Origin of the sequence: Falseniella ignava CCUG 37419, from assembly GCF_000301055.1 — a bacterium.
Lineage (GTDB): Bacteria > Bacillota > Bacilli > Lactobacillales > Aerococcaceae > Falseniella > Falseniella ignava.
In genome coordinates this window covers 258,843-270,775 of sequence record NZ_JH932300.1, presented here as the reverse complement: position 1 = coordinate 270,775, position 11,933 = coordinate 258,843, and the positions used below count along the sequence as shown (strand labels likewise).

Here is an 11,933-nt window from a genome sequence, read left to right as displayed (position 1 = left end):
CTATTTGGATTTACATATCCAAGATGATTCAAGCGATAAACCTACTTGGATTTACATATCCAAGATGATTCAAGCGACAAACCTATTTGGATTTACAAATCCAAATAGATTCAACTCAAATAAAAAGACACGCTCGATACTCAATCCAATGATCCAGTATCAAGCGTGTTTTTAATTTAGACTATCTCTCTTCTCGCAGGAAGAATATTAATAGAGCTGCACCAACGATACCGCCGATTAACCATGAAACGAGGTAAAGTAGTGGTTGGGTGACGCCTCCAGCTAAAACTGCGAAGATTCCACCGTGTGGTACATAACTTACACAATTGAAAATCATACTTAACGCCCCTGCAACTCCGGCTCCTACTGCGAGCGATGGGATTACTTTGAGTGGGTTCGATGCGGCAAAAGGAATCGCTCCTTCTGTAATAAAGGCTGCGCCCATTACGTAGTTAACGAGTGCCGTATTGGTTTGTTCTTTCGTCCATAGGTGACGGTTGATTGTGGCTGAAAGTGCGATGGCTAATGGAGGTACCATCCCACCTATCATAACAGCTGCCATGACGTTTGAGCCAGCACCGTTTGCTGCGGTAACTAAGGCTGTACCAGTAACATAAGCCGCTTTATTAATCGGTCCACCCATGTCGATTGACATCATTGCTGCCACGACAAATCCTAAGACTAGGTTCCATTCCGTTGGAATGCTTGATAAGAAGTTCACCAAACCATCCATTACTGCACCCATTGGAGCGTTAATTACAAAGAACATTAACAGTCCCATTATTAAAACGCCAAAGACTGGGTATAGGAAGATTGGTTTCATTCCCTCTAATGATTTTGGTAGCCAGCTAAATGCTTTGCGTAGAACCCAAACAATCCCGCCGGCAAGGAATCCTGCAATCAAAGCACCTAAGAATCCGGATGGAACGGTTCCGTCAAAGACGCCAACTCCGCCTCCGAAGGCAGATAATGATGCTGGGTTCGCAAAAATTCCACCCATTAATCCAATCACTAACCCTGGACGATCTGCCATTGAGTGACCGATAAATCCAGCAAGAATTGGTAGCATCATCGCAGATGATAAATTACCTAATGTGGCGAATACTTGTGCAATTGGGCTGTAAGAAGGATCCGCTGGATTGGCTGCATTAATTCCCCAGAAGAAGGAAATCGCCGTTAAGATTCCACCTGCTACCACGAAAGGTAACATATGTGATACCCCATTCATCAAATGCTTATAAATTCTACGTCCAATCGACTCATGCTCATCAGAGAGTGATTCATCGTTCAATTCATCCGAAGAAGCGTGATAAAACGGCGCATTCCCTTTCGCCGCACGCTCAACTAATTCTTGCGCCTTATTGATACCATCCGCAACTTTCGTAATAATAACGGGTTTGCCATCAAAGCGGCCCATCTCCACTTGTTTGTCTGCTGCGACAATAATCGCTGTTGCTTGTGCAATATCTTGGGCTGTTAATCGGTTTCCGACACCGGTCTGACCGTTTGTCTCAACTTTAATTTTGTAGCCAGCATTCGCGGCAGCTTGATTCAGCTTTTCTTCGGCCATGTAGGTATGGGCAATTCCTGTTGGACATGCTGTTACCGCTAGTAAGTATGGTTGTTCAGTAGATGAAGTATCAACAGTTTCTGTAACCACTTGTTCTTCTTGGGATGCTTCAGACTCATCATATTTATCAAGTGCTGCAAGTGCGTCTTGAGGTGTTTGTGCTTTTAAGAGTGCATTTTTTGCAGCCGGGTTCATTAATACTTTCGATAATTGAGCAAGGGCTGCTAAGTGCTCTCCGCCCTCTTCAGGCGCACTAATCATAAAGATCAGCTTGGCAGGTTGTTGGTCAAATGACTCCCACTCTATTCCGGCTTCACTGCGTCCAAAAATAATGGCTGGACGCTTAACCGATGCATCTTGCGCATGCGGGATGGCAATCTCATCTCCCACACCGGTCGTGGATTGCGCTTCGCGAGCTTCTAACTTTTCGACATAGGCATCGACATCTTGAATTCCTCCGACTTGAGCAAAACGCTCAGCTAAATGGCGCATTGTCTCGCTCTTAGTAGTGGTCTTAAGCGATAAGTCCATCGCCTCCGGCACAAATAAATCAACTAGTTTCATCTTTTGACTCCTTTTCTATCCCCTTTGTTTTTATAATTTAACAACTTTAATTTGTTGCTTTAAGTCTTCAATATGATCACGCTTTGCAATACCTACTGAAAAGGCAGTAGCACTACCGCATGCAGCTGCTTGTTGTAAGCTTAAAGCTGGGTCCTCTGACTCAGTGTATTTTGCCATAAAGCCAGCAACCATTGAATCCCCTGCTCCGACTGAATTAATTACCGTTCCTTGAGGGACATTGGCTTGATAAATATCTCCTGTAGGGGTCAATAAAATTGAGCCTGCTCCCCCTAATGAAACGAGTACATTTTGCGCACCACGTAATTGCAACTGATTCGCATAATTAATAATGTCTTTTGTGGTATTGATTTCAATTCCAAATATTTCTGATAATTCATGTTGATTTGGCTTAATTAAGAAAGGTCTGTAAGCTAAACACGCCGTTAACAAATCTTTATTCGAATCGAGAACGAATTTGGCTCCTTTATCTTGCGCCAGCTTCGCGATGGCTTGATAATGACTCTCATCCAAACCAGGTGCAGCATTTCCTGCTAAAAAGATTGCGTCTTCTTCTGTCACGACAGAGTCTAAATATTGATACAGCGAATCAAAATCTTTGCTCGTAATATTTGGTCCTGGTGCATTAATCTCTGTCTCTTCTTCCGCTTTGATTTTTACATTAATTCGAGTAGGTTCTTGAACGTTGATAAAATGATGATCAATATTCGCTTGATTCAGTTGTTGCTTAATATAGTCTCCAGTAAATCCACCGACAAAGCCAGTTGCTTGAGTTTTTAATCCCAGCTCATTCAGTATGTTTGACATATTAATTCCCTTCCCACCCATCACATAGGCAGTCTGATCAACGCGATTCAATTCCCCTAGCGCAATAGATTGAGCTTGAACCACTAAATCAATCGCTGGATTAAACGTTATCGTGTAATTCATTATTGTGTAACCTCCTTAATATGGGCGACCGCTTGATACCCTGTCCGCTGATTGGGGGTCAATTGATCTGTAATCACCCGAGCATTCTCCAACTGCCTTACCTGGTAAAATGAAACTTTATCAAACTTGCTATGATCCGCTAGAAAATAAGCTTCATTCGCTGCTTGGTGTGCCAAACGCTTGATGGTTCCTTCTTCTTCATCTGGCGTAGTAAGACCGTAGGTCAAGTCGATACTGTTGATTCCTATAAAAGCTTTGTTGAAACGGTACGAGCTTAATTGACGAATGGTAATGGCGCCAACGATAGCCTGCGTTCTTACTTTTAATCTGCCCCCTAGCAAGATTGACTCCATCTGATATTCAGCGAGTCGTTGCGCTTGAGCCAATCCATTCGTGATGACTTTCACCCCTTCGACCTCGGCTAAATACGGAATCATCTCGTAAGTCGTTGTCCCCGCATCCAAAAAAATCGTATCGCCCGACTCAACCCTACTTGCAGCTTCTTGAGCAATAAGCTCTTTAACTTCATGATAACTCGTCGTGCGTTCTGCTAATGGCATATCTTGGTCTAATTGATAAATTCTTTTCGCTCCACCATGAATTCGAATCAATTGTCCTGCTTGTTCCAGTTGAGATAAATCACGTCGGATGGTCGATTCTGATACATTAAGTTGTTGAACTAAATCCTTCACTTCTATGACAGAAGTGCGATTAAGTTGATTGATTATGAATGATTGACGTTCTTCTGTTAACATATTTTTGCTCCTTTTCTTCAATATACCTTATTTTTTGACCGATTTCAATCATAATCATCCAGTTTCGTTCAGAAAATGAAAACCATTCAAAAAACCACTAGAGCATCTGCCCTAGTGGTTTAATTAAGCTTAATTTTTAGTTATCAATGCTACTGTCTCGTACGGACCAAATTCTACCGTAGCTTTAATGGTTTCTATGGCTCCGTTGCCGATTAATCGTTGCCATTCAAATTCTAACCATTCCGTCGGTACGTCTAGCGCAACTGTTTCAGCGTAGAAGTTAGACAGTACCAATAATTTTTTCCCTTCATATTCACGCCAGTAACCCATAATTTGTGGGTGATCCAATAGCACACTTTGATAATCGCCTTTAGCAATCACTGGAACTTCTTTGCGAAGTGCAGCTAATTGTTGGTAGTAGCGATAAATTCCGTTCGCTGCCAATTCCTTTTCAGCGTTAACGGATGGGTAATTATCCGCCACCGCTAACCATGGAGTCCCTGTGGTAAATCCACCATGTGGTTGATCATTCCATTGGAATGGCGTTCGTGAATTATCCCGTGATTTCGACTGAATAATTTCCATCGCTTCCTTTTCACTGATGCCGCGCTCTAATAAGATGTGATAATAATTGAGTGTCTCCACATCTCGATATTGATCAATGGTCGTGTAATTAGGGTTTGTCATCCCAATTTCTTCCCCTTGATAGATGTATGGTGTGCCGCGCATCAATTGAATCGTCTGAGCCAACATCGTCGCTGTCTCGTACGGATATTTTTCAACATCACCAAAGCGGCAGTTCGAACGCGGTTGGTCATGGTTATTTAGGAATAATGCATTCCAACCTCGACCTTCAGACATTCCTACTTGCCAATGGTCCATAATTTGCTTGAATGCAGCAAAATCAACCGGTGCTTTCGACCATTTATCACCGTGGGCATAATCGACCTTCAGATGATGGAAACTAAAGATCATCGATAATTCATCCCGTTCTGGCTGAGTATATTGAAGGCCATTTTCAACGGTTGTTGAAGACATCTCACCTACTGTAATAATGTTATCATAGCGACCAAATGTCTCACGAGCTAACTCCTTCACCCATTCATGGACAATCGGCGTATCCGTGTAGAGTGCTTTTTCTTGGCTTGACCCCGGTTCCTCACTATCCACAAAATCCATCTTCCCAATGACATTTAACACATCAAAACGAAAACCTGTGACACCTCGCTCTAACCAAAAATTCACTACGCTAAATAATTCACGTCGAACGTTCGGATTATGCCAGTTCAAATCAGCTTGTTGCTTGGCATAAAGGTGTAAATAGTAAAGGTCGGTATCGCCAAATTTCTCCCAAGCAGGGCCACCAAATTTAGACTCCCAATTGGTTGGTAGTGATCCGTCCGCTTTCGCCGGTTTTAAATAAAAGAAATCTTGATAGTATGGATCACCCGCTAATGCTTTCTGAAACCACTCATGTTCAGTCGAGCAATGATTTAGCACCATATCGAGCATAATCCCCATGTCACGCTCTTTAGCTGCTTCAATTAATTGATCGACATCCGCCATTGTCCCGTAGAGAGGATTCACAGCCGTATAATCACTTACATCGTAGCCGTTATCATACTGTGGTGAAGGATATATCGGACTTAACCAAACCATATCCACGCCTAATTCTTTCAGATAATCGAGTTTCTCAGTAATACCGGGTATATCTCCAGTACCTGACCCCGTCGTGTCATTAAAAGATTTAGGATAGATTTGATAGATCGTCATTGTTTCTTTATTAAACATAATTACTCCTTTGTAATAAAACAATTGAAAAACTGCTAACATCATTACAACGAACGTAACGAAGTTAGCAGTGACAAACGTTAATTCATGAATTATTTATTGAAGAATGGAATATTTAAATCAATTCCTTTATCTGTCAAGAAATTAATTCGTTTGAACGTTAAAGTAAGAACGAATGGAACTACAATCGCAACAGCCATTGCTACAAAGAACATTCCCATTGAATCAATGTGGATTACTAAGAAACCTGGTAACCCCCCAACTCCAATCGAATTCGATTGAATATTAAACGTTGTAGAAATTAAACCAGCCGTTGCACTACCAATCATGGCCGCAACAAATGGGTATACGTATTTTAAAGTCACCCCGAACATCGCTGGCTCGGTAACACCTAGGTAAGCTGAAATCGCTGACGGTAAAGTGATTTGATTTTCCTCCGCATCGTGACGTGTCATCCACCATACCGCTAATACCGCTGAACCTTGCGCAATATTTGATAAAGCAATCATCGGCCATAAACCAGTAGTCCCTGTATCGGCAATCAATTGACTGTCGATCGCATTGGTCATATGGTGTAATCCAGTAATCACTAATGGTGAGTAGAATCCACCAAAAATTGCACCAAATAACCAAGAAAGTGGCCCGCTTAATCCTGCTAAGACGACTTTCGAAATTAAATCACCTAACCACCAACCAATTGGACCTAAAATCGTATGCGCTAAAATAACGGCTGGTAAAAGTGATAAGAATGGTACTAAGATCATTGATAAATATTCTGGAACCACTTTACGCCAGAATCGCTCTAAATAACTTAAAGCAACTCCTGCAAACATAGCAGGTAATACTTGAGCTTGATAACCAATCATATCAATACTGAATGAACCAAAATTCCATTGTGGAACCTCACCGCTAGCTAAGGCACCTGCTGCACCATACGCATTCAATAATTGAGGTGAAACTAGCGTTATCCCTAATACAATCCCTAAAATTTGAGTCGTTCCGAGTTTACGCGTTACTGACCAAGTAATGCCTACTGGTAAGAAGTGGAAAATTGCTTCACCAGGTAACCATAAGAAGTGGTTCACCCCATTCCAAAATGGTGATACAGCCACAATCGTTTGATTACCTAACCTTGAGAATTCTACCCCTTCAAGAATATTACGAAAACCTAAAATAAGTCCACCCACAATAATTGCCGGGATAATCGGTGCGAAAACTTCAGCTAAGAACGTCATAATACGTTGCCACCAAGCTTGATTTACCTCAGCAGCTGCTTTGACGTCTTCTTTAGTACTTGTTGTCGTCACGTTCGAGAATTTTGCGAACTCCTCGTAGAACTTCGAAACCTCATTCCCAATAATAACTTGGAACTGTCCTGCTTGAGTGAACGTTCCTTTTACAGATGGGAGTGCTTCAATTGCTTCTACATTTGCCTTGTTGTTATCAGCTAAGGCGAATCGCAAGCGTGTCGCACAGTGCGTCACAGCATTGATATTCTCATCACCACCGACCAAACGAAGTAGCTCTTTTGCATCTTGTTTAAAATCTGCCATCATACAACCTCCTAATTATAATATTTTGTTACACAAAAACTATAGCATGATTAAAAGGTTGCTTCAAGAAATACGCTTACATAGTAAATGTAAAAAGAGAAAGCCTATCGGCTCTCTCAGAAAAATTGCATTTGATGATACACGCCAAGAAGGACTTGAACCTTCATCGATCGCTTAGGAGGCGATTGCTCTCTCCTGTTGAGCTATTGGCGCAAGTATATTTCATTATAATTATACAATAAATGAAAATATAATGAAACCCGCGATACCAGAGCCAATAATAATCCGGATTGGATTTATCTCGTACTTACGGAGTAATCCTAAAGATATTACAAAGATAATAAATGAAATTACATTAAAATCCGCTAGTACCACTGGGAAAGACGTCGTGCCAAAAAAGGCGGTTAAGATAATTGTTAATCCAGCTGAGGCAATTAAGGCTACTACAGCGGGGCTCATGCTTGCCACAACATCTTGAACTAGATTGACTTCTTGAAATTTAAAGAAAAAATAAGCAAGTAATATTACAATGATCATGGAAGGTAAAACAATCCCTAGAGTTGCTACAATCCCTCCAGGTACCCCTAAAAGTTGATTACCGACAAAAGTTGCCGCATTAATCGCAATCGGACCCGGTGTCATCTCAGAAATAGTTAATACATCAATAAATTGTTGTGGCGTCATCCAACCCAATTCTTGTACGATCAACCGATCAATCATTGGTAAAACTGCATACCCTCCACCAAAGCTAAGTAAGCCAATTTGAAAGAAGACCCAAATTAATTTTAAATATAACATGCTTTATTCACGCTCCTGACGCTTTAATTGGTATAAAGAATACACAATACCTACGACGACTGAAAAGGCCAATAGCCAGATCACATTAATACGAAAACCAATCGCAGCTACTAAAGCGATAATCATTACGGTGATATGTACTTTATCACCGGTTTTTATAATACGTTGTGCCATATCATACACAACACTAAAGATAATGGCTGCAATCCCCGCTTGCATCCCTTTCATCACATTCGCAACATAGAAATTATCACGGATAAACAAATAAATATATGTTGCGATCGTCATAATCATTAGCGGGGGTATAACGGTCCCCGCAGTCGCAACCAAAGCCCCTAACAATCCACACATCCGGTAGCCTAAAATAATCGATGTATTAACAGCTACAGGACCAGGCGCCGACTGTCCGATTGAAATCAGCCTTAATATTTCATCTTGATCGATCCAACCTAGCTCTTTACTAAAACGTTCTTTCATTAATGGAACGATAACATACCCTCCCCCAAAAGTGAACATACTAATATAAAAAGTTGAGGTAAATAACGTCCATAACATGGATTGTTTTGTCTTTTGCGACATTTTATCTCTCCTAACTATTCTCTTCCAAAAATCAGCATCTCCCGATTAATGGGGCTAATCATTTTAAATCCTTGTTCTAAATATAACTCAACCACTTCCCATTCCGCCATCTCACCTTGATACCAGTGACGAGGAATTACAATATAATCAACCGCTGGATCATATTCTTGCTGATGATGATAGAATAAATCATAAACGTAAGGATGGTCTGCTAATTCAACTGTTGAATTTGAATTTGTTAAAATAACTGCCTCTTTATCCAATGAACGTAGCTCTTGACGTATCTTCTGAAAATGTAGTTTATTTTGAGCATAATCAGTAAAACGATAAGATTGAGGCCAGTAATTCGTCATCGTAAAGGCATAAGATGCTCCAAAAGCGAGTGTTAATAACCATCGAATAACATGATGCTTCCTTTGAAATTGTTGTGATAATACATCAACTCCTAAAATAAGCATCCAAAGTATTAACGTAAAGCTTCCATATGCATATTGTTTACCTAAATCAATTTGATACGGATAATCACTTAATAAGTTGATAACGAGCAAAGGTAGTAATAATAAATAAGTTGTCCAATTCATTTGTATAAAAATCATTCCTACCGTTGAAATCACAACGATTATCAGAAAAATAATTTTCGTCGGCTTCATTAAATTATGCAGGGTAAACGAAGGATTCATCAATGCATTTTTTACGACCGCTCCAAGTCCTGATTGTTCCGGTAACATAAAGTTTTTGAAGCGTGACGTCATCGCACCGTCCCCATACTGATTCAACCAAAGTATGCATCCTGAAAAATAAATAATCGGCCATAAAATCATAACATAAATTAAAATCCGTCGAAAACTTCGTGAAAACTCAAATTTACCTTGCAATATAAAATAGAGCCCCAGGCTTATCACATAAATCATCGCATCTTCTTTAACACCTAAAGTAAGTAAGGTAAAGAGCAAAACTCCCCATCTTTTTTGTGAGATTACACAATAAATTAACGAGAGTATTAAAGGCGGAAGTAATGCATTTTCATGAAAGTCATAGAGATGCCCTGTTAACATTCCGGGTAATACGATATACAACGCAAGCAATAAAAAACGAGTGTTTTGTTTGAATTCAAATTGTTTTAAAATTAAATATAAAGGAATTAACCCCAACAACGTTAGCACTACTTGCATTAAGTTTAAGGTTTCCGGTCTTGGAAACATCGCAAATATCGGTGCTAATAAATATAATGTGGGTGAGACATGCACTTTAAAGTGACTTAGCAACCCATCACGTTCTAATGTCGTAACTGGACCGGCGCCTCGGACTATGTTATGAAACATTTGGGTAAAAATACCCATATCATAATTAAACGAAGACACCATAAAAATACGTAATAATAAAATACCACTTACAAAACATACAATAAACGTTAATAATAAAACGATAATGTATTTAAAACCTTTTAATGAAACTCGTTGAGCAATTAACAAAGTTAGCATTACGCTCACAAAAATAATCAACCAAAGTGAAAATGAAAAATATAACTGCTCTGACAAATTAAAAGTAAATACTGAATGTTCTGAGTGCCATCCAATGATAACTAGTTTAATGATGGTTTCGACGATTAAACAACCATATAATAAATAATCATATTTATAATTTGAGCTACGTGATAAATAAAAGTGAATTAAGAATGGAAGTAAAAAAATAAGGTAGCCGATTAAAATTGCTGGCTCAAAAATAAATACAATCAACACATTAAAAATAACAAACATCAGAAAACTAAACAAAGAAAATGATCCTGAAGGCCATACTCGTTCAACATGATAAGTAATTAAAGCGCCGATTGCTGTAATCAATACTAGTACAGTCATTGAAAGAGGAGCATTTAATTGCGTAATCAACTGAGATGAACTAGAAAAAATTAATGATAGTAAAATATATAATAAGTAGCCTTCTAATAAATATTTTAAAAAAGACGGAAAAAGACGGTCCAAATTCAACATCATTCACCTACACTATATAAAATCGAGGGTAATATAAAATCTATAAAAAAAGAAAAACCACTCAGAGCTGAAAATAGAAAACGCAGAAATCACGCGCCTGTCTTTTCAGATTTGAGTGGTATAGAAAATACTCGGCTAATAACCCCTCATTTGCTAGGGCTAGTATAACATAGTCATACTTGTTTTAAAAGTTGTGTAAAAAGTATCAAAAATATGAAAAAACTATCATAAACACGTTAAAACAATGTTTATCATAGTTATCTTGCCTTACTAATACCGGCGGTCGGGATCGAACCGACACGCCCCGCAAAGGGCACTGGATTTTGAGTCCAGCGCGTCTGCCAATTCCGCCACGCCGGCATATTATAGACACACCCTGTAGGGGTCGAACCCACAACCTTCTGATCCGAAGTCAGACGCTCTATCCAGTTGAGCTAAGGGTGCACTAGCTTCAACATTCTATAGAAGCAAAAGGCGGTAGCCGGATTTGAACCGGCGGTCAAGGTTTTGCAGACCCGTGCCTTACCACTTGGCTATACCGCCTCGATTTAAAAAAAGACCATATATAGTAATATACATGGTCAGTACTGGGGTAGCTGGATTCGAACCAACGAATAACGGAGTCAAAGTCCGGTGCCTTACCGCTTGGCTATACCCCAATAATAAATAATATATAACCTATATTGACTAAATATAGGGCGACCGATGGGAATCGAACCCACGAGTGTCGGTGCCACAAACCGATGCGTTAACCACTTCGCCACGATCGCCATCATAAGTAACTAACAGGGGTAGCAGGAATCGAACCCACATCGACGGTTTTGGAGACCGCTGTTCTACCGTTGAACTATACCCCTATGTGGTGGTCATTGAAACCAATGTGGTGAATCTCCTACAAAATAAATATTAATGGAGGGGGGCAGATTCGAACTGCCGAACCCGAAGGAGCGGATTTACAGTCCGCCGCGTTTAGCCACTTCGCTACCCCTCCATGGTGGCTTGGGACGGAATCGAACCGCCGACACCTTGAGCTTCAATCAAGTGCTCTACCAACTGAGCTACCAAGCCTTAATATTAACGGTCCGGACGGGACTCGAACCCGCGATCTCCTGCGTGACAGGCAAGCATGTTAACCACTACACCACCGGACCAATATTCAATTATAATGGAGAATGACGGGATCGAACCGCCGACCCTCTGCTTGTAAGGCAGATGCTCTCCCAGCTGAGCTAATTCTCCGAGGAATTGTTCAGTATGATCCGTACGGGATTCGAACCCGTGTTACCGCCGTGAAAGGGCGGTGTCTTAACCACTTGACCAACGGACCTTTAAAAAAATGTTTTTATAAGGAAGTGCTTATCGTTAACTGCACTACGTTTAGTTCCAG

7 protein-coding genes, 12 tRNA genes and 1 pseudogene are annotated in these 11,933 nt (G+C 40.3%); all 20 read right to left on the bottom strand.

Annotation, left to right across the window (positions count from 1 at the left end; translation table 11 throughout):
- Window positions 1-181: 181 nt before the first annotated feature.
- Window positions 182-2,134 carry a PTS fructose transporter subunit IIABC gene (locus HMPREF9707_RS01450; protein ID WP_006700935.1) on the bottom strand — a complete coding sequence of 651 codons (1,953 nt, stop codon included), beginning with the start codon at window positions 2,132-2,134 and terminating at the stop codon, window positions 182-184.
- A gap of 30 nt (window positions 2,135-2,164) precedes the next feature.
- Window positions 2,165-3,082: a 1-phosphofructokinase gene (gene pfkB / locus HMPREF9707_RS01445; protein WP_006700934.1), complete on the bottom strand. Its 918-nt coding sequence runs from the start codon at window positions 3,080-3,082 to the stop codon at window positions 2,165-2,167.
- Window positions 3,082-3,837, bottom strand: a complete 756-nt coding sequence (locus tag HMPREF9707_RS01440; protein WP_006700933.1) for a DeoR/GlpR family DNA-binding transcription regulator — start codon at window positions 3,835-3,837, stop codon at window positions 3,082-3,084. Before HMPREF9707_RS01440 ends, pfkB begins: the two co-directional genes overlap by 1 nt.
- A 129-nt stretch (window positions 3,838-3,966) precedes the next feature.
- The gene (gene treC / locus HMPREF9707_RS01435) at window positions 3,967-5,628 is read right to left on the bottom strand and encodes an alpha,alpha-phosphotrehalase (protein ID WP_006700932.1); all 1,662 of its coding nucleotides are present in this window, start codon (window positions 5,626-5,628) and stop codon (window positions 3,967-3,969) included.
- A 107-nt stretch (window positions 5,629-5,735) separates the two neighbouring features.
- Window positions 5,736-7,181 (bottom strand): annotated as a pseudogene (gene treP, locus HMPREF9707_RS01430) (PTS system trehalose-specific EIIBC component); the annotation flags it as partial.
- Between the two features lie 140 nt (window positions 7,182-7,321).
- Window positions 7,322-7,394 (bottom strand) — tRNA-Arg (locus tag HMPREF9707_RS01425).
- 18 nt (window positions 7,395-7,412) lie between these two features.
- Window positions 7,413-7,979: a chromate transporter gene (locus HMPREF9707_RS01420; protein WP_006700930.1), complete on the bottom strand. Its 567-nt coding sequence runs from the start codon at window positions 7,977-7,979 to the stop codon at window positions 7,413-7,415.
- A 3-nt stretch (window positions 7,980-7,982) separates the two neighbouring features.
- Entirely contained in the window at window positions 7,983-8,558 is a 576-nt protein-coding gene (locus HMPREF9707_RS01415; protein ID WP_006700929.1) for a chromate transporter, read from the bottom strand.
- A 14-nt stretch (window positions 8,559-8,572) separates the two neighbouring features.
- A complete protein-coding gene (locus tag HMPREF9707_RS01410) occupies window positions 8,573-10,546 on the bottom strand; it encodes a DUF2079 domain-containing protein (protein ID WP_006700928.1) in 1,974 nt (657 codons plus the stop codon).
- Between the two features lie 274 nt (window positions 10,547-10,820).
- Window positions 10,821-10,906, bottom strand: a tRNA-Leu gene (locus tag HMPREF9707_RS01405).
- A gap of 10 nt (window positions 10,907-10,916) precedes the next feature.
- A tRNA-Arg gene (locus HMPREF9707_RS01400) sits at window positions 10,917-10,990 on the bottom strand.
- Between the two features lie 28 nt (window positions 10,991-11,018).
- Window positions 11,019-11,089 (bottom strand) — tRNA-Cys (locus HMPREF9707_RS01395).
- Between the two features lie 44 nt (window positions 11,090-11,133).
- A tRNA-Gln gene (locus HMPREF9707_RS01390) sits at window positions 11,134-11,205 on the bottom strand.
- 38 nt (window positions 11,206-11,243) lie between these two features.
- A tRNA-His gene (locus HMPREF9707_RS01385) sits at window positions 11,244-11,316 on the bottom strand.
- Window positions 11,317-11,332: 16 nt separating this feature from the next.
- Window positions 11,333-11,403 (bottom strand) — tRNA-Trp (locus HMPREF9707_RS01380).
- A gap of 53 nt (window positions 11,404-11,456) precedes the next feature.
- Window positions 11,457-11,537 (bottom strand) — tRNA-Tyr (locus HMPREF9707_RS01375).
- A gap of 1 nt (window position 11,538) precedes the next feature.
- Window positions 11,539-11,614, bottom strand: a tRNA-Phe gene (locus tag HMPREF9707_RS01370).
- A gap of 10 nt (window positions 11,615-11,624) precedes the next feature.
- Window positions 11,625-11,697 (bottom strand) — tRNA-Asp (locus tag HMPREF9707_RS01365).
- A gap of 15 nt (window positions 11,698-11,712) precedes the next feature.
- Window positions 11,713-11,785 (bottom strand) — tRNA-Val (locus tag HMPREF9707_RS01360).
- A gap of 16 nt (window positions 11,786-11,801) precedes the next feature.
- A tRNA-Glu gene (locus tag HMPREF9707_RS01355) sits at window positions 11,802-11,873 on the bottom strand.
- Window positions 11,874-11,933 lie beyond the last annotated feature (60 nt).